The 23,787-nt window shown below is 43.7% G+C and carries 24 protein-coding genes; 9 read left to right on the top strand and 15 right to left on the bottom strand.

Annotation, left to right across the window (positions count from 1 at the left end; translation table 25 throughout):
• Positions 1-35: 35 nt before the first annotated feature.
• The 7 genes from WC882_05520 to WC882_05490 form a co-directional block, all read right to left on the bottom strand.
• Positions 36-983 carry a M43 family zinc metalloprotease gene (locus WC882_05520; protein MFA5843093.1) on the bottom strand — a complete coding sequence of 316 codons (948 nt, stop codon included), beginning with the start codon at positions 981-983 and terminating at the stop codon, positions 36-38.
• A complete protein-coding gene (locus WC882_05515; GenBank protein MFA5843092.1) occupies positions 917-1,762 on the bottom strand; it encodes a C39 family peptidase in 846 nt (281 codons plus the stop codon). Before WC882_05515 ends, WC882_05520 begins: the two co-directional genes overlap by 67 nt.
• 450 nt (positions 1,763-2,212) lie before the next feature.
• Entirely contained in the window at positions 2,213-3,055 is an 843-nt protein-coding gene (locus WC882_05510) for a CxxC-x17-CxxC domain-containing protein (protein ID MFA5843091.1), read from the bottom strand.
• 65 nt (positions 3,056-3,120) lie between these two features.
• Positions 3,121-3,297, bottom strand: coding sequence for a lmo0937 family membrane protein (locus WC882_05505; protein MFA5843090.1), 177 nt, complete (start codon positions 3,295-3,297; stop codon positions 3,121-3,123).
• Positions 3,298-3,434: 137 nt separating this feature from the next.
• Positions 3,435-4,391 carry a permease gene (locus WC882_05500; protein ID MFA5843089.1) on the bottom strand — a complete coding sequence of 319 codons (957 nt, stop codon included), beginning with the start codon at positions 4,389-4,391 and terminating at the stop codon, positions 3,435-3,437.
• A gap of 21 nt (positions 4,392-4,412) precedes the next feature.
• Complete coding sequence (locus tag WC882_05495) at positions 4,413-4,667, bottom strand: FmdB family zinc ribbon protein (GenBank protein MFA5843088.1); 255 nt, start codon at positions 4,665-4,667, stop codon at positions 4,413-4,415.
• A 26-nt stretch (positions 4,668-4,693) separates the two neighbouring features.
• Entirely contained in the window at positions 4,694-5,005 is a 312-nt protein-coding gene (locus WC882_05490; protein ID MFA5843087.1) for a metalloregulator ArsR/SmtB family transcription factor, read from the bottom strand.
• Positions 5,006-5,134: 129 nt separating this feature from the next.
• Here WC882_05490 and WC882_05485 point away from each other — a divergent pair, with 129 nt between their 5' ends.
• Both WC882_05485 and WC882_05480 read left to right on the top strand, forming a co-directional pair.
• Positions 5,135-6,583, top strand: a complete 1,449-nt coding sequence (locus tag WC882_05485) for an ATP-binding cassette domain-containing protein (GenBank protein MFA5843086.1) — start codon at positions 5,135-5,137, stop codon at positions 6,581-6,583.
• 18 nt (positions 6,584-6,601) lie between these two features.
• On the top strand, positions 6,602-7,405 hold the full coding sequence (locus WC882_05480) for a GNAT family N-acetyltransferase (protein ID MFA5843085.1): 804 nt from the start codon (positions 6,602-6,604) through the stop codon (positions 7,403-7,405).
• Here WC882_05480 and WC882_05475 read toward each other — a convergent pair.
• From WC882_05475 to WC882_05460, 4 genes are all read right to left on the bottom strand, one after another.
• Positions 7,402-8,283 carry a DMT family transporter gene (locus tag WC882_05475; protein ID MFA5843084.1) on the bottom strand — a complete coding sequence of 294 codons (882 nt, stop codon included), beginning with the start codon at positions 8,281-8,283 and terminating at the stop codon, positions 7,402-7,404. The genes WC882_05480 and WC882_05475 overlap by 4 nt on opposite strands.
• Positions 8,284-8,308: 25 nt before the next feature.
• A complete protein-coding gene (locus WC882_05470; GenBank protein ID MFA5843083.1) occupies positions 8,309-9,496 on the bottom strand; it encodes an MFS transporter in 1,188 nt (395 codons plus the stop codon).
• A gap of 8 nt (positions 9,497-9,504) precedes the next feature.
• Complete coding sequence (locus WC882_05465) at positions 9,505-10,920, bottom strand: hypothetical protein (GenBank protein MFA5843082.1); 1,416 nt, start codon at positions 10,918-10,920, stop codon at positions 9,505-9,507.
• A gap of 418 nt (positions 10,921-11,338) precedes the next feature.
• Complete coding sequence (locus WC882_05460) at positions 11,339-12,475, bottom strand: hypothetical protein (protein MFA5843081.1); 1,137 nt, start codon at positions 12,473-12,475, stop codon at positions 11,339-11,341.
• Between the two features lie 95 nt (positions 12,476-12,570).
• On the opposite strand from WC882_05460, the gene WC882_05455 reads away from it, so the two are divergent.
• From WC882_05455 to rlmN, 4 genes are read left to right on the top strand one after another with little or no spacing between them, the layout of a single operon-like run.
• Positions 12,571-13,086 carry a sialidase family protein gene (locus WC882_05455; GenBank protein MFA5843080.1) on the top strand — a complete coding sequence of 172 codons (516 nt, stop codon included), beginning with the start codon at positions 12,571-12,573 and terminating at the stop codon, positions 13,084-13,086.
• 10 nt (positions 13,087-13,096) lie between these two features.
• On the top strand, positions 13,097-14,749 hold the full coding sequence (gene ade / locus WC882_05450; GenBank protein MFA5843079.1) for an adenine deaminase: 1,653 nt from the start codon (positions 13,097-13,099) through the stop codon (positions 14,747-14,749).
• 11 nt (positions 14,750-14,760) lie between these two features.
• A complete protein-coding gene (locus WC882_05445; GenBank protein ID MFA5843078.1) occupies positions 14,761-15,195 on the top strand; it encodes a nucleoside deaminase in 435 nt (144 codons plus the stop codon).
• A 9-nt stretch (positions 15,196-15,204) separates the two neighbouring features.
• Positions 15,205-16,338, top strand: coding sequence for a 23S rRNA (adenine(2503)-C(2))-methyltransferase RlmN (gene rlmN / locus WC882_05440; GenBank protein ID MFA5843077.1), 1,134 nt, complete (start codon positions 15,205-15,207; stop codon positions 16,336-16,338).
• Here rlmN and WC882_05435 read toward each other — a convergent pair.
• Together WC882_05435 and WC882_05430 are read right to left on the bottom strand one after the other, a co-directional pair.
• Complete coding sequence (locus tag WC882_05435; protein MFA5843076.1) at positions 16,280-17,338, bottom strand: hypothetical protein; 1,059 nt, start codon at positions 17,336-17,338, stop codon at positions 16,280-16,282. The two genes, rlmN and WC882_05435, sit on opposite strands and share 59 nt — an antisense overlap.
• A 136-nt stretch (positions 17,339-17,474) precedes the next feature.
• A complete protein-coding gene (locus WC882_05430; GenBank protein MFA5843075.1) occupies positions 17,475-17,756 on the bottom strand; it encodes an RNA-binding protein in 282 nt (93 codons plus the stop codon).
• 238 nt (positions 17,757-17,994) lie between these two features.
• On the opposite strand from WC882_05430, the gene WC882_05425 reads away from it, so the two are divergent.
• Positions 17,995-18,654, top strand: coding sequence for an ElyC/SanA/YdcF family protein (locus tag WC882_05425; GenBank protein ID MFA5843074.1), 660 nt, complete (start codon positions 17,995-17,997; stop codon positions 18,652-18,654).
• Here WC882_05425 and WC882_05420 read toward each other — a convergent pair.
• Both WC882_05420 and WC882_05415 read right to left on the bottom strand, forming a co-directional pair.
• Complete coding sequence (locus tag WC882_05420; protein ID MFA5843073.1) at positions 18,597-20,405, bottom strand: ABC transporter ATP-binding protein; 1,809 nt, start codon at positions 20,403-20,405, stop codon at positions 18,597-18,599. The two genes, WC882_05425 and WC882_05420, sit on opposite strands and share 58 nt — an antisense overlap.
• 27 nt (positions 20,406-20,432) lie before the next feature.
• Entirely contained in the window at positions 20,433-21,353 is a 921-nt protein-coding gene (locus tag WC882_05415; GenBank protein MFA5843072.1) for a putative manganese transporter, read from the bottom strand.
• A 145-nt stretch (positions 21,354-21,498) separates the two neighbouring features.
• Between WC882_05415 and WC882_05410 the strand changes: the two genes are divergently transcribed.
• Both WC882_05410 and WC882_05405 read left to right on the top strand, forming a co-directional pair.
• Positions 21,499-22,623 (top strand): hypothetical protein, encoded by a 1,125-nt coding sequence (locus tag WC882_05410; protein MFA5843071.1) that lies wholly within the window; start codon positions 21,499-21,501, stop codon positions 22,621-22,623.
• Between the two features lie 85 nt (positions 22,624-22,708).
• Positions 22,709-23,782 carry a hypothetical protein gene (locus WC882_05405; protein MFA5843070.1) on the top strand — a complete coding sequence of 358 codons (1,074 nt, stop codon included), beginning with the start codon at positions 22,709-22,711 and terminating at the stop codon, positions 23,780-23,782.
• Positions 23,783-23,787 lie beyond the last annotated feature (5 nt).

The following is a 23,787-nucleotide window of genomic DNA, read 5'->3' as shown; positions in this document are numbered from 1 at the left end:
ACTTTACAGAAATAAATAACTTGTTTTAAGACAGGTTATTTTTGGAATTTATAATTAACAAAACTGTTTCAATAGTAGTAATGTGGGAAAATATTGTCCTCATACAGATTCCACGTACAGTGCATTCTTTCGATTTGTTGTACCGTAAAAACATATCTCCGCGCGTAGGAAGCCATAATGTTGTCCAACGGCAAATCCGGGCCGTATTCCTCATAAGGCGCGTCGCAAGTTCCAAAAACCTCGCCAGTATTAGGATCCGCCTCGATGTCGCAGTAGTCCTCGCCGGGATCATAGGGTGTATCATCTACATGATCTCCACCAGTCGCATCCGTATGCGAAAGGTCCAAAACATGGCCAAACTCGTGAGCAATCTTACTGCTGTCAGTATCCCCCTCGTCAGTATCCCAGAGCAGGATATAATTATCCTGAGGAGCATTGTCTGGAAACGTTGCATAACCGAACAACTTATCCGGAGATAGAACGTCATTCTTAATAATGTACAAGTTCTCACATCCTTCAGTATTATTTGAGACTGCAAGATCATGACGCACTGTCAGCCCCGCAGGATCTGAGTCTGAATAAGCATTCACGTTCCCCCATTCAGCGTCTACAATTATGTCCCTCGGGGCAAATTCATAGACCCAAATCTTCGTATCCAATCTAATTTGTTCACCTGTGAGAGGATGATATACAGCAGCCATGAAAGTATTGAAGTACTCTACATAAATACGCGTGTAAGCTTCATCGGTACTCTCCACTTCTTGGGTACCCTCCACTTCTAAAGAGGCTCTTGTAACTTCGTCAGGGTAAACCGTATGAATGCAAATGGGAATTTCAATAGCCTTTTGAACAGCCGCACTATACCGAGCTCGAAAAGCGGAAGTATCACACTTATTTACAAAAACATTTTCATCCTTTACAGGGCTATTTTCAACACAAGCGGTCAAAATAAGAGAAAAAATTGGAGCAAAGTAGTTTTTCATAACGTAGGAGAAGATCGAATAGCTGCATGCTCAGGCCAAATAAACGAATCTAAAGTATATGCGTGGAGTTCACCGTATTCCCGATCCTTAGGATAGGGATTCGGATCATGTAAAACAACATACCAAATCCCGTCCTCGTCTAAAAACGCGCCCATTAAAACCATATAATGAGGCGTCCCATCAGCCACCATCTCATCACCGGTCGGTCGCAAGCCCTGAGAAACCGTTGCAATAATCGGAGGATAGCCATTTCGGACATCATCTAAAAGGTCTGAAAGAGCTACGGCATTCCCATAATTTTCACCGAAACCCCACTCCCCATAATTATCACCAACTAACATGGCATCGGCGCGGTAGTAGCCCTCCATAGTAGCAACTAGATCACTCCCGGATGTATATGAGCCAGGATAGCCTTCCTCTTCCCCCCCGGATCCACCGTAACCAGTTGCCCATGCATTTGCATCCATATAATCAAGGCTGTTCTTTAGATCTTCCTCGGAAGGATCTGTGCCCTTCACGCAAGCTGCCGATATTAAAAGAGAGGCAGGTCCACAATTGAGTGTAGGATCTTCTCCATGCCATTGCTGTGAAACCCAACCACAGCTCTCTCTAACGTAGGAAATTACCCCCTCAAGCGAACCAAGCGGATCGGGCGGATCAGGCGACTCGCCGGTATCAAGATATGCCGTATCCGTCGTATCCGCACTCTTCGGATCCACACAAGCGCTTGAGGCTAACGTACTCGCCAACACTAAAACTGGTAGAAATTTTTCTATCATTTTTGAAGTTGTTAATTACTGAGCGATGCAAAAGCATCCTCTGCAGTTTTTTGAATGGCCCCTGCATCCGTCATTCCTGTTTTAATTACATGCGGGCCCGAATCCGAAACTGAACATTACCATAAAATCTGGACCATAGCAATCTTAAAAATCTTTACGTTACTCGATTTTAAAACTAATAGAGTAAAAAACACTCATAGTAAAACCTTCCCTTTTAATCCAATCTCATATATCATCCGCCAGGTCAGATTTCGTTCCCCTCCAATATTTTTTAACACAACAAACCATGGGCAAAGGAGACAACAGAGGCAAAAAAGACAAAGAAAAAAATAAGAAAAAAAAGCAAAAAAAAGACCAGAAATAAGGAAAAAATCCAAACAATGGAAATTTAAAAGGGCTGAACCGCAAGGATTCAACCCTTTTTTAGTACAAACTTAAACTCCGCTCTTTCTACGCCTTTTTGCGAACCGCCTTGGCTTTAGCCTTTTTGGCCGGAGCCTTCGTGACTTTGGCTTTCACAACCGGAATTTTCACGGCCTTAGCCAAAACCGGTTTTTCTTTAAGCATTTTGATCGGCTTTTTTTCGACTTTCACGGGCTCTTTCTTTACGATCTCCTTTTTCACCATTTCTTTTTTCATCGGTTCCTCTTTTTTGACCAAAACCTCTTTCTTCGCGATCTCTTTTTTCGCCACTTCTTTCAAAGAAGACTCTTCTTTCTTCACAAAAGCGACAATATTGGGCTGCGCAACCTGTAAAAGCTTCAAAACTTTGTCCATTTTATTGTTCAACATTTCAAACTGATCCTTGGTGAGAGACCAACCTTTGGTTTCACCCCCTCTTCTCTCTTCTCTCGGCGCACGGAAATCACGACCTCCCTCATTTTTTCCCATACAATCTCGGCAATAAATCGCTCGGCCCGGCTTGGGTTGAAAAGGAACACTGCATTCCTCTCGGCACGTCGCGCATTGCGTCTTGTACATTTTTCGATCCTCAAACGATCGGTCTCCGCCGGAAGATCGATCTCCACCAAAGGATCGGTCCCCTCCGAACGAACGAGAAGGACGAGATTCCCCTTGGCTTCCCTTAAAACATTCTCTGCAAAGAACCGGACGGCTTCCGGTAGGCTTAAAAGGAACTTCACAAGATTCTCCGCATTCCGCACACGTGGCCTGATGCATTTCCATTCTGGGCCCTCGATCTGAACCTCGGCCAAAACCTCTGTCTCCTCCTCTATCCGAGCCTTCCTCCCTCTTTTGCCAAAACGGAGTGCGTTGATTTGATTTTTTAAACATTATATTGGGTTAATAAAAATACTAGACGCCTAATATACAGGACAAAAAGGAGCTTGTCTGTAGCATTATTCTTTTCAGTCTCTAAAAAATCAGCTTAAGATCTTGCGTCCTTGAATGATCCTTATCAAAAGGACAACCACCGCAATGATCAATAAAATATGAATATATCCCCCCAACGTATAGGAGCTTACCAATCCAAGCACCCACAACACCAAAAGAATGACGAAAATGGTCCAAAGCATAAAAAATTTGGTTAAGGTTAAACTAAGAGACCGTAAATATATAATATAGTCCTTTAAATTTTAGATAGCAAACCTATAAAGTGGCTATCCTTTCAAAAAAATCTCATTAAAAACTCTTGCGGCAGATCAAGCCCGTTTTATAGAGCAATCATATTAAACAAATACCCGATCAAAACAATCCCCACGGCAACGATTCCAAAAAACAATGCCAACAATTTAAATGAAATGATTTTTTTCAACATGATCGCTTCCGGTAAAGACAACCCCGCGATCGCCATCATAAAAGCCAAGGCTGTGCCCAACGGAATCCCCTGTCCCACCAAGGCAAAAACAACCGGCACCAAACTGGAACACCCGGCATAAATCGGGATTCCGATCAACGTGGCAATCGGAACCGCTAACAACGAATTCACTCCAAGATATTGCTGGAAAAATTCCGCCGGAACATACCCGTGAATCGCAGCCCCGACCCCCACTCCAATCGCAATAACCAACCACAGTTTTTTAAAGGTCTTAAAACTCTCATGCAAAGCAAACTGAATTTTCCCCTCAAAACTTTTAGGTAAATAATCCAAGTGCAAACTTTCCCCTTTTGCTCCACCTTTACTTAAAATCACTTCTTTTTCGAGTTTCATTTTTCCCAAAATCAGCCCGGCAACCACGCCCAACACAATCCCGAACAAGGCATACAAAAACGCAATTTTCCAACCAAACGTTCCGCCCATCAACACAAAAACCACTTCATTCACCAACGGCGACGTGATGATAAAAGAAAAAGCAATGCCCAACGGCACTTCCGCCTTCAAAAATCCAACAAACAAAGGAATCGAAGAACAGGAACAAAACGGCGTAACCGCACCCAGCATGGAAGCCGCGAGATTACCGATCCCAAATTTTTGTTTCCCCAGCGCCTCTTTAATTTTATGGGGCGGCAAAAAAGTTCGGAGAAATGCAATCACCCCTACAATCACGAGCACCAAAACATAAATCTTGATCGTATCGTAAACAAAAAAATGAACACTGGTCCCCACTTTCGTAGCGGAATCGAGCCCAAAAACAGAATAAACACACCAATCGGCAAACGTTTGAAACATAAGCAAAAATAGTTATAAAAATTAACAACAACCGCCGGGCCCCTTTTTAGATTTGCAACAACAACTCTTTTTCTCCGAGCAACACCCTGCCCCATTCCCGTCGCCCTTAAAAATATTCCCAATAAAACGCACCACGGAAAATTTCTGTTTAATCTTTTTGGAGTGGCATTTCGGGCAAATGAATTGAGCGCCCTTGCCTTCTTCTTTTTCCTGAATCGTGGCTTGAACATCGAACGTATTTTCACATTCCAAGCATTGATACGTATATGTGGCCATAATTTTTTAGTTTAAAAAATAAAAATTTAACATTTGGATTTTTTCTTTTTCACGATTGAAAATTTCCCCATAAAATTTCCCAACCGACCAAACTGAACCGGATTCAATGAATAATGAACCCACTTTCCCTCTTTTCGCGCCTTAATAAACCCACTTTTTCTTAAAATCGCCAAATGATGAGAAACCAAATTCTGAGGCAATTTTAATTTTTCAAACAAAACACAAACACATCGTTCGCCCGAAACAAGGCACTTGAGAATATCCAGACGAATCGGATTTCCTAAGGCTTTCAACGAGGATAAAATAACTTTATTTTGAAGCACCGTAATTTTAAACATATCAAATATTATTGATATGTTAGCGACCCAAAAACTCATTGTCAAATTAATTTAAACCTACTGTGCAGCAAATCTATTTTGACACGCCAGATTAACGACGCTAGAATACCGGCCACTTTTAAATATTTTATGTCCAACAACACCACGATCAGTTTCGACGAAGTCACCTTTGGCTTTGACGAAAAAAATCCACTGCTAAAAGAAGTGAATTTCAACGTACGCGAAGGAGCAAAAATCACATTGATGGGACAAAACGGCGCAGGGAAAAGTACGATTTTAAAACTGATTAAAGGAGACTATAAACCCAAACACGGACAGGTTAACGTATTCCCGGGTTGCACCATTGGAACCGCCCACCAAGTGATACAAGAAAAAGATCGAGACCTCACGGTGGAGCAATTTTTCCAAAGTTGTTTCAGCGAAAAAAAACACGACCTCAGCCGTTACATCAACAATGTCTTGGAAATCGTAAATTTAAAAGCCCCGCACGATCGACTCATCAAATCTTTTTCCGGGGGGCAACAAGCTCGCCTGCTCCTCGCCACCGCCCTGATTCAAAACCCGGACCTTTTACTCTTGGATGAACCCACCAACAATCTGGATCCCGAAGGCATCGCGCATCTCACGTATTTTCTCCAATGCTCGCCCAAAACCTGCATTGTGATTTCTCATGATGCCGACTTTTTAAATGCCTTCACCGATGGCGTTTTATACTTGGATGTCCACACCAAAAAAGTGGAACAATATGTGGGAAATTATTACGACGTGGTGGAACAAATCAAAACACGAATTAAAAAAGAAAACATGAAAAACGCGAACCTCGAAAAAGAAATTCAAGCCAAAAAAGATCAATCCAATGTCTTTGCGCACAAAGGAGGAAAATTACGTTTTGTGGCCAAACGAATGAAAGAAAAAGCAGAAGAATTGGAAGAAGCCATGGTGGATGTTCGACGAGAAGATAAAACCATCCGCCCTTTCTTGATCCCGGAACAGGAGGACATGATTGGAGAAATATTAAAAATCGATTATTGCACCATTTACAAAGATCATAAGGCCCTCTCAAAAAAAGCCGATGTTTCCCTGCGAAAAAATCAACATTTATTGCTTTCCGGGCCCAATGGAATCGGAAAAAGCACGCTATTGGAAACCCTGGCCAATGGCACGGCCAAAGGAGCAAAAATTCAACGTGGGATCAAAGTCGGATACTACCGCCAAGATTTTTCAAACCTAGATTTCAAAGATACGGTTCTCAACACCCTGAACAGTGCTTCCGACAAATACACGGAACAAGAAATTCGAGCACTTGCCGCGGGTTTTTTAATCACCGGCGACGTGATCCATCGCAAAATCGGCAGTCTTTCCGAAGGGCAAAAAGGCTTGGTGGCCTTTGCCCGACTGGTTTTGGAAGAACCGGGCTTGCTGATCCTCGACGAACCCACCAACCACATCAACTTCCGCCATATCCCCGTGATTGCCGACGCCCTCGACCAATACAAAGGCGCCATGGTTCTTGTCTCCCATGTCTGGGATTTTGTAGAACAAATTCGCATCGACTGCTCGTTGGATTTGGATCAGTAGAAAAGTTATAATACAGCCATGATCCGCACGCTCACCCAAACCGACCGCCAACTCATTCTAAACTTCATCTACCCGCGCGAAAAAGAAAACCTCTTCATCACCGGCGTTTTTGAGCGGCCCGAAGATCCATTCGCAACCAACTCTTTTTATGGCTGGTTTGAAGGGAAAAAACTCCTCGGGCTCGCGGTTTACTTCGGCCAATGGAAAAACCTAAACATCAGCGCTCAAGACGAAAAAATCGTCCGCGCTTTGACCGACCATCTCATGGCACAAAAACACAAACTCGATGACCTGGCTTGCTTTCGTCGTTACGCGGAAATCATCATCGACCAACTCGAAAAAAAGCACGACATGACACCCAAAAAAATCAATCATGAAACCGTATTTAAACTTTCAAAAAAAGACTTCAAAGACTTTTCAACCGGGACAGAAGAAACGGCAAAAAATTCCGACCGAAAAGAATTGGTGCTCTTCGAGCGACTCATGTTTAAAGAAGGAATCAAAACACCCATCACAAAAAATGAACTGAATCGGATTATCCTGCACGAACAATTTCTCATCCGAAAAAACAAAAAAATCATCTCCGCCGCGCATATCAGCGGCCTTTCAAAAAACTACTTTCAAATCGGGGGCGTGGGCACCCTAGAAAAATATCGCAACCAAGGCCTCGCCAAACAAGTGGTCAGTGCCTTGTGCAAAACATTTTTGGCTCAAGGGAAAACTGGCCTTCTCTTCACACGCAACGACAACTCCCCGGCCCAAAAAGTATACGAAACCCTCGGCTTTAAACCTGTAGACGAGTTCATTATTGCGGAGTACTAAGCTTTTTCCGTCAAATAAATCCCTCCAAAAACCAACCCCGCACCAAGCACCATTTGCAGGGTCAATTTTTCATCAAAAATCAAAAGCCCAAAAACCGTGGCAATCACCGGCATCAAAAACATATAAATTCCGGCCTTAGACGCATCCAAATATTTAAGCGCATAATTCCACAAATAATAACAAACGCCGGAAACAATTACGCCCAACCAAGCAATCACAAACCACGCCTTTATTGAAAACTCCGTAATCACCGGCAACCCTTCAAATAAAATCATAGCCAAAAACAAAAAGAGCATCCCAAAAATAGACGCCATGGTCACCACTACCAAGGGATCATATTTTTGAACCCGCTTCTTGCTCATAATCGTATAAATTCCCCACATCAAGGAGGAAAAAAAGGCAAGAATATTTCCAAAAAAAGATTGAGAGTGAATTAAACTCAAAAAATCCTTTTGATTGAACATCACCAAAAAAATCCCTAAAAACCCGAGGGCAACTCCCCCCATTTTATACCCGCTCATTTTTTCACCCAAGAAAAAATACGCAAGAACAGCGATCAAAAGCACCTCGCAACTCATGAGAATAGAGGCTTCGGACGTAGTGGTATATTTCAATGCAAAATTTTCCAAAATAAAAAGCAAAGCAACGCCCAAAAATCCAAGCCACATAAAAAACAACGCATCTTGAACAAATGCTTTTTTAAGCTCCTTGCCGCGCCGAACAATAAAAACCGCACTCACCAAAAGCACTGACGCCACAAAAAACCTTAAAAAAGCCAACGTAATCGGTTCAACCTCAAAAAGCCCAATTTTTGTAATTGAAAAATTAATCCCCCACAAAAAAACGGATAAAAGAAGAGCAACGTAGGCTTTAATCATGACAAAAAATTAAAATAATTATTTTCTATTTTCAACGATTCAACAACGCATCCTCCTGCCCTTTTTTCAAATAAATCAAAACCATCGGAATGCTAAGGAGGAACAGCGGCCACAAGCCTTTCTCATCCATAAAAAACGCACTCGCCACCGCTAAAATCGTGCCAATCAAAAATCGACCCAACGCATAATTCACTTCACGATGAATGGTGAAAAACATCGTGTTCGTGGTTTTACTGTACGAATACCAATAGGACTCAAACGTGGACTGCAACATGGACTCGGAAAACGAATAAAAAGATTGCATCGCATACACAAACAAAATCGGATGAAAAAACAACAACGAAAATCGACCCAAAATCGCCAAAACATTTGCAAAAACAGAAGTTCTAAGCAACGTCTTGCGATGTTGTTGATCAAACAATTTCCCAACCCCCACCATAATAATGGCCGAAACCCCACACGTGATGGTCATCAAAAAACTAAGCTGAAAATAATCTTCCTGACTGATGAATAAAAAAAACAAAAGCGGCCACAATAAAAAAGCAATCAAACTGTTCATCCCATCCGCCACATACGCCCAGCGCGTACTTTTAAAAATCGAATGTTTGCTCATAGTCTTAAACGCAACGGGATCAAAATGTGTTTGCACTTGAGTCCGAATGAGTAAAACAGGAATCATGGAAAGCCCCATCATCACGACTCCAAAAATAAAAACATTATTGAATTGAGTCCAAACCGCGAGCACTCCGGCCACAATCGGCGCAACCGTGCGCGACAAAAGCATCACCGCATTTAACGTTCCGGCCTGCATACCAATGGTTTTTCGAGAAATGATTTCCGAAAAACAAAGATACCGCGCCGGGAAATAACACAGCGCCTGCAAAGCCAATAAAAAAAATGCAACCACCCACCACATATTGTCCACTTCAATAAACGGCACCACAACCCCCAATAAAATATAAAGAAAAATCCCCAATAAAAAGATGCTTTTTATTCCAATCTTGGTGATGTAATGAACAATACGTGCCGTCAAAAAATACCCGGGCAACGCGGCCAAGGCATAAAACGCAAAGATAAAACTCAACGAAAATTCTTTATTCCAAAACAAAATCGGTAATGAAAACAAAAAAATGATTTCCGAAAACGCAAAAAGCCCGGCATGCATATAAAACAGCAAAACATCGGACAGGAGGGGTTTATTTTTTCGCGTCATATCAAAAATTACAAAGGCGGCAACAACAATTTCAACTTCAACATCATGCGTTCATAAAAACGCGAACTGCGAATCTTGCACTTACTCGCATCTCGAAACGCCCAAACTTTAAAAAATTTCTTGGCTTGATTGCCTTCATTGTCCGTCACCAAAATCTTCACATAATAAATCCCGTACGGAAACGCGCGGCGCTTGCGAATATGTTGCGGCTCATTCAAACTTTGATCCAATTCCACTTCCGGCAATGCGGAATCCGGGATGTTTTCAGGAGGAAGAGGAATCGCAGGATCCACGGGTTTCATCGGGAGTTTGACGTGCATCAATCCGGCCAACTCATTTCTACCCGAGGAAATATCCGGCTTAAAATATTGAACGGTCTGATGCTCCCCGGAGCCCGATTGCAACGGCTCATTGAGCCACAAAAAAACAATGGGATCAAAATCCTTCACCAACCGAAAGTTGTGCCAAAAAAAACTGTGAATGGAGCCCGTGACTTGATGATGTGCACGTCCTTTTGCGGAAATTTTCAACCGAAACCAATACCGCGGCGGATTGTACTCGCTGGTGATTTTATCAATGACCCGATTCCCCACCTTTAAATAATACGCACTGGAACAAATATCAAGAGACATACGAGATAAAATAAAAATTAAAAATCCTTTTCACTTAACGATGAGTTGATTATAGCGCAATCAACCCAAAACTTCCAAAAATCATTCCCGCTCAAAAACCGCCCCAATATGATGCTTTGATCCCAATAATTCCCAATCTTTTGCAACCGTCCATCCCGTACCGGATCGGCTCAATTCAGAACGAACATATCGAGAGACCTGCTCAATTACGCGTTGATCATGGGGCTCCACTAAATACAACCTTTGACCGGAATCGCCACCTAATAAAGGAAGTACCTGCAACAAATTTAAATCTTGAGGAAGACCTAACCTCGTCATTCCGGGGAAAAAAGCGTGGTTTCCTCTATATTGAGGAGGAGTTGCCAACCCCGTCGAAACTAAAGTGACATGGTTGGAACGAGGCAAAAAACCAATATCAGATGAACCCAAAGTCTTAAAAATCATATCAACACGCTCACGAAGATTCAAAGTAATTACCATTTGATCCAATATTGCTTGAATAGCTGGATCATTATTAACCGTAGTTAATTTCGAAACATGATCCGCTAAAACAAGTGGCCCTGGCTTGGAAGCAAGCCCCGAAAAAACATCTAAAAGCGCACTTCCTTTTGGGATTTGATCCGCAAGCCATCGCGCCACAGGCAATCCATCGTTAAGTTGCATCTGCATCTGCGGGGACAAAACATCTCTCGATCTACTCCCATTACAAGCCAACAAAGTCGCATCGACATAACGATCATAAATCGGTTTTTCAATGGAAGGGGAAAAAAAATCACAAAAAGATTTAAGCAAGAAATTTAAACAAAAAATAAGAATAAAAAAATAAAACATTAAAATCAAAACGTCAAGCAAAACCACCTCTCATCCCAATTCTTTCCGCTATCTTATTCTACGTCATCCATTAAATTCAGCCCCATGTCCCCTTTCAACTTCCCTCCAACGCCGCAATCCCCAACTTCTTCCTCCTCCCCCCTCGACCCGATCTCCAGCGCAAAACAATCCGACCCGCGCACGGCATGGGGATGGACTATTTTAGGATTTTTGTCTTGTTTTGGCGGGTTAGCTTCATTCCTGTCACTCGCCTTTTACGCTCCCATCCAAAAAATGGATGTGCCATTGAAACATATTTCATCCGTTATCATCGGTCTTGCAATCGCCTTTCGACTTGCGATCAAAAGCATCCCAGGCCTCAAATCTCAATGGGGGAAATTTAAAAATTTCATCAATAAAGCAAACCGCCTTTATTATTTCATGCGAGGAGTGGGGTTCGCCTTTCTACTCATCATTTGTGTGTCCATGGGCGCATTGATATACGGGGCCTTGGCACCTCAATAATCCTCCTGTCATAAAAATTTCTCGGCATTTCCCCCGTTATTTTTAATTGTTGAAATCGAAGGGCAAAAGCCAAAACATCTTCTTCGGTCAAAGGAGCCTCTTTTTCTCGAAAAATCAGCCTCCCATCCACCAACATAACCGCTCCACGAAAACCACTGGGATCATCCGGATCTTTCGGGTTTTGCGGCCCCACACTTTTCTCCCAATCTTCCGTTTTTGCCATCATAAAAGGAACCGCAGGCATCCCCTGCTCATTCCAAGGAATTCCTCTCGCAAACCAATTGGAATGATCCTCCTCCCCAAGAAGGCTCAACCCAAGAAAACACTGATGCTCTCTATAAAATGAAGCCGTAAATAAACCCCGGGAAAAAGGTGGAGTGATTGCTTTTAAGTGCATTGCCAAACCGGCCCTTGATTGCTCAAATGATTTTCTCATATTTTCAGCCACACCCTTTACGGTCAAAACCGAATGCCATTGAAGAATTTGCATTCGATATTTTTCCCACACTTTCATCAAAAAATCAGGAGTAATAAATGTGGGATAAAAACCTCCAAAACATTGCAAATCTACATCCATACGCCTTCTACATCCCAACGCATGACTCCCGACTTTTTCTCGAATAAAAACAGCCTCCGGCATCTTCATCTCTTCAATCCCGATCCCAGAGAGAACTCTTTCAATCGCTAATTTTCGTTCCAAATATTGTTTTAAGGGATCACTCTCCCAATATTTTTTTAATCGATCTTGCACTCCCCATGCCTTTGAAAACGACATGTCCGGAGAAAATCGTCCAAAAAAAGCAGGCTCCAACTGATGCGACCCATCCTCACTCCAACGTAAATCACGTTCCCCGATTGTCCACGGATCAAATCCCAATCGAATAGCCCTTTCCACCAAAGGCCAAGCTTTAGCCGGTTCACAAAGCTCTCCTCCATAATTTTGACTGCACGGAGCAGGACACCCCGGACAAACCTCTGAAAAAGGCAAATTTTCTTCCAACGACAGTTTCATCCCTTAAATTTAAAAATAAGGACCAATTCTATCGATTTTTACACCATTTTCAAGTAAAACTTTGGATGGAATCATTTTTAACGCCCTCCTCTTTCATGAAAAGATCCATCCCCTCAATCATATTCTGCCTATTTACTCTGTTATTCGTCTTCGGCTGTCAATCTTCCGAACCCAAAAAAACACCTCCGCCCCCCTCCACCGAAACAAACTCGAGCAACGATTATTTTTCAACCCTACAATCTCTCATCGCGTCCGACGAACCCTTTGTCACTCTCACGGATTTTGAAATCAACAACCTCCCGCGCGACGTCTCTTCCGACCAATTCCAAGCCAAAACCGCAATTCAAATCGGATCACTGTTATTCGCGTTCATCGATCAAATCGATACAGAAGTAAAATGGACCGGCATTCTGATCAGCACAGACAATGGAGATACGTGGAAAAAATTCTTCACCTCAGAGGGACAAGATGTTGAAAGTTTCTTTGCGGCAGACGGAATTCTCTATGTGGATATCATGCCCGATCTAAACGATTACAGAGGCCCCATAACCCGTTATGAAAGCACGGATGGCGGGAAAAAATGGACCCAAATAGCCGAAATGACCTTATAATTTTCCTCCCATGCCCTCTCTCTCCGGAAACATCGTCGATGTGCTCAAGAAAAAAATATTTCCCGGCACACTCAAAATCAAAGGTTCACGCATTGTCGAAATCCTTTACGAACCCAAAAAACGCTATAAAAATTATATCCTTCCCGGCCTGATCGACAGCCATATCCACCTTGAAAGCTCCATGCTCCCTCCTGCGGAATTCGCGCGCATCGCCGCCACTCACGGGACCGTGGCCACGGTTTCCGACCCTCATGAAATCGCCAATGTGCTCGGACTTCGAGGCATGCGATTTATGTTGAACAACGCCAAAAAAGTTCCTTTTCATTTTTATTTTGGCGCACCCTCTTGCGTCCCGGCCTCTCCGTTTGAGACCAATGGCGCCACACTCGGCCCCAAAGAAATCGAACACCTTTTCAAGCTCAAATCCATCCGGTATCTCGCGGAAGTCATGAACATGCCGGGTGTGATTCATCGCGATCCGGAAATCATGAGAAAAATTCAACTCGCGCATCGCTACAAAAAACAAATCGACGGCCACGCCCCGGGCCTCACCGGAGAAAATCTAAAAAAATACATCAACGCAGGCATCACCACAGACCACGAATGTTTCACACGAGAAGAAGCCCTCGAGGAATTCGGATTAAACGTTTATGTACAAATTCGCGAAGGCTCCGCAGCCAAAAATTTTGACGAACTCGTCACTCTTTTAAAAACACATGCCGACCATTGCATGCTGTGCAGCGACGACAAACACCCCAATGATTTGGTCGAAGGGCACATCAACCTCCTGATCAAACGCGCACTCAAAAAAAACATTCCGCTCTTTAACGTCCTCACCGCCGCTTGCGTAAATCCGGTCAAACATTACAAACTCGACGTGGGATTGCTTCAAAAAAACGACTCTGCGGATTTTATTATCGTGGACAATCTAAAACATTTTAATGTTTTAAAAACCTACATTCGCGGGAATTTAGTGGCTCAAAATGGAAAATCATTGATCAAACGATCGCCCCTAAAACCTCTCAATAATTTTAAAGCAAAACCAAAAGCCGAAAAAGATTTACAAATCCCCATCCCAAAAAATTTCATTAAAAATCATGAACTAAAAATTCGCGTGATCGATGTCATCGACCACCAACTCATCACCCGAAAAAAACTTGAAAAACCCTTAATTAAAAACGGAAAAGTCGTCTCCGATCCTGGCCGAGATCTTCTCAAAATCGCAGTGATCAATCGCTATCAAAACAAGCCCGTAGCCTTGGGCTTTATTCACAATTTCGGCTTTAAAAAAGGCGCCATTGCCTCCAGTGTTGCTCATGATTCACACAACGTGATTGCCGTGGGAGCCGATGATAAATCCTTGCTCAAAGCCATAAATATCATCCTGAAAAACCACGGAGGAATTTGCGCGGTCTCGCCACGAAAAACGCTTATACTTCCCCTTAAAATCGCAGGACTCATGAGTCTCGATCCGTACGCAAAAGTCGCCCGACGTTACATTGAAATCGACCGCATGGCCAAAACGCTCGGCTCTCATTTGCACGCGCCTTTTATGACCTTGGCTTTCATGGGACTGCTGGTGATCCCGGATTTAAAAATCAGCGATCAAGGCCTGTTTGATGGTAAAAAATTCCAATTCACTTCACTTTTTAAAACTCAATAAATCTAATAAATATGGATAAATTCATGGCCATCGCAATTGAGGAAGCCAAAAACGGACTCAGCCAAGGCGGCATTCCCATCGGCTCGGTGTTGGTCAAAAACGGAAAAGTCATTGCGCGCGGGCACAACCAACGTGTTCAAAAAAAGAACCCAATTCTTCACGCCGAAATCGACTGTTTGCAAAACGCCGGACGCGTGGGATCCTACAAAGGCACGATCCTGTACTCCACATTGATGCCCTGCTATCTTTGCGCCGGAGCCATTGTTCAATTTGGAATTAAAAAAGTTTATGCCGGAGAATCCAAAACTTTTGAAGGAGCCAAAGAATTCATGGAATCGCACGACGTTCAAGTCTTTGATCTCGATCTGGAAGAATGCAAAAATCTAATGAAAAATTTCATTAAAAAGAAACCTGAATTATGGGCCGAAGATATCGGCAATTTATAACAATAAAATATGACCCGCGAACAAACCTTTAAATCCCTTTTCCCTCTTGAACCCGCTTTTCGCTGGAAACAGATTGAAAAAGCACTCTTTGATCCTACCATCACTTCCATCGATCAAGTCACAACGCTTTCAAAACCCATGCGTGAAATTTTAAAAAAAGAATTTCCATGGATGACGTGCCAAGCCGTAACGTTAAAAACCAATGCCAAAGGCGACACCACCAAAGCCGTACTTCAACTCCATGATGGAGAAAAAATCGAAAGCGTATTGATGAGCAATGCACGGAGCGAATGGACCATCTGCATCTCATCACAAGTGGGATGCGCCATGGGATGTAAATTTTGCGCCACCGGAAAAATGGGACTCAAACGCAACCTCGACTCCGATGAAATCATCGACCAATATCGATTTTGGAAGACCACGCACGAAGCGTCAGCGGAGTGCGCTCCCCCACTCACGAAGCGTCAGCGAAGTGAGCTCCCCCTCCCCTCATCTTCCCCCCGCATAAGCAACATCGTAGTCATGGGCATGGGCGAACCTTTTGCCAATTATGAAAACATGAAAAAAGCCCTCAACACCCTTCTCGCCCAAACCGATCTCGGCCCAACACGCATCACCGTGTCCACGGTTGGCCTGATTCCGATGTTAAACCAAATGCTCAATGACGCAGATTGGCCACACATCCGATTGGCCATTTCTCTCCACAGCGCCATCTCCGAAACCCGAAAAAGCCTGATTCCCACTTCCTACGACACTTTTCTCGACGATTTAACAAAATGGGGCCACGCCTATCTAAAAAAACTCGGCAATCGACGACATCACCTCACGTTTGAATATGTTTTTCTCAAGGGAATCAATGACGCAACAAAAGACGCAAAAGCCCTCATCACCCTCGTTCACGCCCTGGGCCCGGAAAACGTACGCGTCAACTTGATCCCCTATAATTTCACCGGCTCTATTTTCCAATCCGGAGACAACGCCTCGATCCTGCGCTTCCAATCCGACCTCGAAAAACACGGAGTCACCACCACCATCCGCCGCAGCAAAGGCGATGACATCGAGGCCGCGTGCGGGCAACTTATTGTTATTGGTAAATGACAGGCTCCCCTACTTCTCTCACTAAAAATGTTTGCCCTGTTTTAACGTCAGATACTGGGAAATGCATTTTTGAAGCATAAATTTCTGGAGAAACCGTTTGAAAGCTAAGTTCTTGTGCAAGATCAATCAATTGCGCATCCACACTCGCAATACCCAAAACAGGATAAATCTTTTCTCTTTCAAGAATTTCTTTTTCCAAATCTTGCAATAAAAAATCTGTCATAAGCGATTTATCAGCCGCCAAAGGATCTACATATACAAACAACTCAACAAGAGGTTGATCGTCATCCATTCCACAAATCCGATAAGATGAAACCGCCATAACATCACGAGATGGATCTTTTTTAACAAGCAAATAAGTATGATCCTGAGCTAAAAGCTCCTCCAATCTTGTGATCATTTCTTGCTCCAAGGGCACCCTCTGATTTTCAGGGAGAGATCCATAACAACCCTCAATCCAACGCTGCACAAAAGGGGCCAAACTTTCCTTATTAAAATCCTCATCTTCATCAGTAGGATAACAAATAGAAACCTCATCGGGTAAATCCAAACAAGTTACTTTAGAATGAAAATCCTCAAATACTTCCACTCTAATTCGATCACCAAATTTTCTCTTCAATGCATGCAGTAGACGAGATCCATCTTTGGAACGAGCCGTCGCTTCAACCGTAGTCAATTGATCTGAAGATTGTCCTTCCAAAGAATGACGAATCACACGTTCTCCTAAAAAAGAGCCAAAACCAGTTCGTTTATAATCGTCATGAACCACCACCAGTTCCAACACAAGACCTTGAGTATTTGAATATGTTGAATACGAACTGATCGCAACAATTTCTCTTTGTTCATTTCTTAAAATCTCCATCTCTCTCAATTCACACGCCTTATAAAATTTACCATCATTCTCATTAACAACTCCTGTCCCATATTGACATAAAAAATCAAAAGCTCCATTTGGGAGATGTTGACGCGCTTGTTTATATTCCACAAAAAAACGCCTCCCCCCCACCTCGACTATTTCTTCTGTTGGATAAACCTCTTCAACCATATTTAATTCTTTAATTTTTCATAAAATTATACCATTTTTTGGAATCTTATACAACCTACCTCCCTCGCATTTTTTATAAAAAAACCGCCTCCCTTTCGGGAAGCGGCTCTTTGTCGACGTAAAACGTTCTAACGAATTAGAAGCGTCGTTCGCGGCGAGGAGGTCTCTCTTCGAGAGGTCGTGCCTCGTTGACGGTGATATTTCGACCGCCAAGGTCTTTGCCATTGAACATTTCAATAGCAGCTTGGGCTTCTTCCTCAGTCGCCATCTCAACGAAACCAAAACCCTTAGATCGACCGGTCATACGATCGGTGATCACAACAGCGGACTCGACTGTCCCAGCGGCTGCGAATGTGGTTTTGAGTTCTTCGTCCGTGGTTCGGTACGGAAGTCCTCCAACGTAAAGCTTTTTAGCCATACAAATAAAGAAAAAAGGATAAAATGTTGACCCCTCTTGGATGCCTCATCCCTTATGCCTTATTTAAGATGCTCTAAGAGAAACTAAGCCCGCTGAAGAAATCAAACTGAATACAGTATAGAGCAATTCAAATTATTAGCAAGCCCAAAACAAAAATCTATCTCCTGTTCATTGAAATTTAAGCTTGTAAAATCCACGCTTATTGGACTATTTTTAAAGTCACTTTTCTTTTCTTCCCATGCGTTTCCATTTCAAAAATCCCTTTCAAAAAATCATCAAAACAACCCTGATTGTATTGAGCCTATTTTTTCTGCTTTTCTTGATTTCCCCTCTTTTAATCCTCGATTACGGAAAAAACCACATCTATCTTGATTCCGCTCAAATCCCCTCGAACCAAATCGCCATTGTGTTCGGGGCCGGCGTTAAAAGTGATGGGACCCCCAGCGACATGCTCAAAGACCGCCTCCTCACCGTAACCGAACTCTACAATTTGGGAATTATTGATAAAATTCTCGTATCCGGAGACAACCGATTCGAAAACTACAACGAACCCGATGCCATGTACCGATTCTTGGTGGATCAAGGCATCCCGGAAAACCTCATTTATCGCGATTACGCCGGTCTCAACACGTATTCCACCTGTTTGCGCGCCAAAACCCTGTGGGGTGTAGACCACGCGATTCTCATCTCTCAAGGCTATCACCTCCCCCGTGCCATTTTCACTTGTCATGCGCTCGGCATTGAAAGCACCGGCTACTCCGCCACCCTCCAACCCTACCTCAATTCCACCGGGTTCAAATCTCGAGAAGTCCTGGGGCTCTACTCGGCTGTGTTCGAAGTTTATATCTGGGCCCGCGACACCATTGGCGGTAATTTTGAAGAAGATTTGGATCCATAAATTCTCCACATTTTCTGAAACAACTCACTCGTCTTCAACAACTGATCAAGACTGCCTTGCGCCACTTGTTTCCCCTGTTCAAATACATAAATCACGTCAAAAAGTCGTAGCAAATGCAACCGATGGATGGAAGATACGATGCACCGATCCCCAAACGTTTCAAATAAATTTTGGTAAATCATCATTTCATTACGCGAATCCACGCTGCTCGTGGGTTCATCCAAAAGCAAAATCGAACTTTCTCGTGCTGCAAAAAATCCGCGCGCCAGGGCCAAGCGCTGTTTTTCTCCACCCGAAAGATTCACGCCTTTTTCCTTAATATGCGTCTTAAGCCCCTTAGGCAAACGCGCCACCACTTTGTCAAAACGCGCGAGCCGACACATCTCCAGCGCCCCTTGTTTGGTGTGAGAAATCCCGGCCGTCACATTGTATTCAATTGTATTTTCAAAAATTTCGGGATCCTGCGGAATCAACGTCACCATGGACGAAATCGCACGCAACGAATCAAATCGCTTGCCATCGATAGTCACGTTCACTCGATCCACGTCATGCAACCCGCGAAGCAAAGTCATGAGCGTACTTTTTCCGCTCCCGCTCTCCCCCACCAAGGCAATTTTCAAGCCAGGCTTCAAATCCAAATGAACCTTTTCAATATTATGAGAACGTTGTTTTTCATCTTGATAGCGAAAAAATAAATTGCGAATTTGAATGAGCTGAAAATGCTGAACTGTTTCTTCTTCCTCGCGAACTCGTGGTGGGAGCTGACGATAGGCATGTTCAATCCCATCAATCGCGCGCAAGTCTGTGTGATACCAAACCAACCGTTCATATTGCGACGCCAAATTAAAAAATACATTCACGAATCGATCCGTGTATTGATACAGCGCCATCAAACTTCCCAACAAAATCACCTCACCGGCCGAAATTTTGTCGTAAATATAAAAAAATAAAATGGCAAAATTCATAATCGTAAGCCCCACACTCACACAAAACCATTTGGCCTCATTCACAACATTATTGCGCTTCCAAACCGGGAAAATCTTAAAAAACTTTGTCGAAAAAACTCCCCGTGCCAATCGCCCCAACCTCAACGTGATCACCGTCTTAATATTAGCAATATAATCATAAAAAGTCGCATCCGCATCATGCCCCAATTCATTGATTTTTTCCGTGTTGCGCACCAACACGCGATCAAATCTAAAAATCACCACCACTACGCCAACACCAATCAAAATCGACAACACTCCAAACTTGGGCAACAATAAAAAAATGGCAATCAACGAAAACAAAAACCGCACAATGGTTTCAATAAAAATAAATCCTTCATCCGCGAAACTGGCAATCGCATGCGTGGCCTTTTTCACTCGGCTCATCACAGAACCGGAATGATGATCTTTATGCCAACCCAAAGGAAGTTTTAATAAAATTTTAAACAAATAGTCATGAAATTGCTTGGACACATGAAACGCGGTTTGTCGTTCCAAAATTCGAGCCGGGCCATGAAAAACCCAAAAAACCATGGCCAACAACGCATACAACCCCAAATAAAAAACGGTTTTTCTCAAAAGGTCAGGCCCCCCCTCTTGGACCGAATTGATAAACAACCCAAACACAAACGGCTCCATCATGGTCACCATATTCGCCAAAATAAACAAAACATACGTCACAACCACAATCCCATGCCGCCCGGGCGAAAATCGCCACAAGGCTTTGAGCAATTGCCAATAATGATTTTGCGAAGGGACTTTCATACTCCCATTCTCCTCGTTTTTCCTCGATTAAGACAAGGGAAAATACTGGATCCCCCATCCCGCCACCACGCTCACGCCCAACAACAACGCCAAAATTTTAAACACATCTTTCTTGTTTTTTTCTTCTCGAAATAAAACCAAAAGCCCCAACCCTCCTCCTGCGCAAAGCCCGGAAATCATCGCTCCATAGGTGATGGCCCCGGTCAAATACAACTGAGTGATCGCAACCGACGCCGCACAATTGGGAATCAAACCGATCAACGCAGCCAAAATCGGTTGAAATAAAACATGCCCGGAAAACAATCGAGCAAACGCCTCTTCTCCCATCCAAAAAATCGCACCGTTGAGCAACACGGTCATCCCCAAAATAAAAACAAAAATCTTCATCGTGTGGATGAGCGGATGAAAAAATAATTCTTTCAATTTAAATTTTCTCGCGCTCGCATCCAAACAATGCCCGCAACACGCAGACTCTTCCACAACACAAGCATGATTATGATCCGCTTCGTCCTCCCCATGCGCATACGCTTCAATGTGCGCCAATATTTTTTGATTGTGTTTTCGAAAAATAAAATCAATGGCAACCCCGGCCACAACAGCGATCAAAATCTTTGTTAAAATCAAAGGAAGGATCAATTTCGCCGCACCGGGCTGAGACAAAATCACAGGGATGGCTTCATCGGACGTGGATAAATAAACCGCCAACAACGTCCCGATGGTCACCAAACGTTGCGTGTACAACGCGGTAGTCAACACAGAAAATCCGCACTGAGGAAAACTCCCGGCCACAGCCCCAATCACCGGCCCGGCCCGACCCGCTTGTTGAACTTTTTCTCTTATTTTTTTACCATATCGATACTCAACGACTTCAATCAAAACATAAATCACCAACAAAAACGGAATGGTTTTTGCCGTATCGATAAGCGCGTCCAATAAAACATCCCACATAAGAAAATAAATAAAAAATATAAATCTCAATTTTTATCAAATAAGAAAAACTCAAATCGCGCAAGCTTTCTTTTTAATAAAATTCAAATTCGCATGTTACTCTGAATAAGATTTCATAAAAATTTAATCTTTTAACTTTTTCTTTATGAAAAACATTTCAAAAAATGCACTCAAACTACTCGCGGTCCTTATCGGGATCTTTGCGGTGAGCGGCATAGCCCTCGCCTCTTCGGCGTGGCCTTGCTCTTCCACCCTCACTAACATCAATGGCGGAAGCGGAACCGTCACCGAACCCAGCGACGCCTTGGTCTATGGCGGCTATCTTTGGATCGTCAGTGATGATGGTTATCTCTGGCGCATGGGTCTCGATGGAACAGGAAAAATATCCTCTTATCTGGGAGGAGATTTCGAGGGGCTCACTCAAAAAGACGGTTACCTCTATGTGGTGAATGAATATCCGGCCATCGTATATAAAGTAACCCCCAATACCAGCACCTCAGCCACCTCGGCAGGATCTTTAACCGGGAGTTATTGGAATCTTTCGGACACCAGCCTCACTTACCCCATCACCACCACTTCAACCAGCGCAGGAGTGGAAGCCATGACCACAGATGGCACCAATTTTTACTTGGGCATGCAAGACGACGGGGATGTTTACATTTACAACAGCTCCTTTACCTATCTCAATAAACTCACGACTCCTCACGCAGGCTACACCGATCTCGCCGGGCTTTATTACCAAGATGGGACATTTTACGCCTTATTCGACAGCAATCTGCGCATTGTTCTTTTTACGGTAAATAGCACCACAGCCCCTACCTCCTTCACTGAATTAAAAAATGGGGCAGCAGAAGACGTACGCTACCAAACCCCGGATGCCAATTGGGAAGGGCTCGCCTTCAACGGCACAGATCTCTATGTCGCGGATGACGGTGGATACATTTACAAATTCACCGGATTCCCAACCATCACAACAACCGCAGCAGCCCCGGCAGCTGAAGAAACAGCAGAACCCGCAGCCGCTGAACCCGTAGTCGCAGAACCCGCAGCCCCGGATTACACCACCATTTCCTCTGCAACCATAATCCGTTCTCCAAAAACCATTTCCGTGGTATACGCGAGCGGTGACACACAATCCATTACCTATACCGCAGCCTATTCGAGAGTTCGCACCGGTATCACTTCGGATTCTCACGCCCTTCTCGTTTTGGATTGGAGAACTTTATATATTTACATGAACGGCGTTTGCGTTTTAACGTGGTCCATCTAGCCGATACCTTAATTTTGGCTTGAGCCTGAGCTTCTCTTATGTTAACTTCCCTTTCTCCAAGAGAGGTATCCTTTAACTTAACCTTATGTCTCCTTGCAAATTTCTCGCTAAAATCTCAGTTACAAGCCTTTTATTAACGCTTGTCCTCTCTATTCCGACAACAAATGCGGCACTGGCCTTCCCTTGCTCCGCCGGAACCGACATCAACAGCGGCTCCGTCACCGAACCCAGCGACGCCATCGTGTACGACGGTCAATTATGGATCGTCAGCGATGACGGCTATCTATGGAAAATGGGTCTCGATGGAAGCGATAAATTCAGTTATTACATCGGTGGCGACCTCGAGGGATTGACTGTAAATCGAGAAACCGGACTTTTGTACGCAGGAAAAGAAGAACCGAACACCATCATCGAAATCAACCCCACTACCGGAACCGCCACAGGAAACGAATGGTATTTGGGAGATTACATGGTCAGCGAAAGCAGCAACCAAGGGCTAGAGGCTTTGACCTATGCGGAAGGCTATTTTTACGCAGGATTGCAATACAACGGCGACGTGTATGTTTTTGAAACCGGAGAACAAGGGAGCGTACGCTTAGTCAGTGTCATCGATTCTCCTTTGGGGTATACGGACATTGCGGGCTTGTATTATGAGGAAGGAGTTTTTTACACGGTTTACGATTATTATGATTCGTTAGCCTTGTTTGAAGTGGATGATTATGAAAATCCAACCACATGGACCTTGCTCAACGATGCCTCCGGAAGCCCAGCAGAATACGATCTGGGAGAAGGAGACCAAGAAGCCGTGGCCTTGGATGGGACAACGCTTTACATCGGAGACGACCCCAATACCGGAAGCGGGGAAATCTGGGAATACACCTCATTTCCAAGCCAAGACAATAGGACCGACTACAGCCAAGTGGTTTCATGGTCTACAGATACGACAAAAACCAAGACCGTGACAATCACTTATGCCAGCGGCGATACGCAAACCCTCAGTCTTTTAAGCTTCTCCACTCCTTTCAAAACCATATGGAGTGTACGTGCAAAAATCTCCTCGGACGGCTCCACCATCGCCATCTTAAACGGCCCCAATTTACGCGTTTATAAAAACGGGGAATTGATCTTGTTGTGGATGTTTGTGCCGGGGTGCAGCTAAAGCTT

Source organism: Candidatus Gracilibacteria bacterium, from assembly GCA_041658685.1.
In the GTDB taxonomy this organism is placed as follows: Bacteria; Patescibacteriota; Gracilibacteria; order UBA1369; family UBA12473; genus JBAZZS01.
This window is presented reverse-complemented; position numbering and strand designations above follow the sequence as displayed.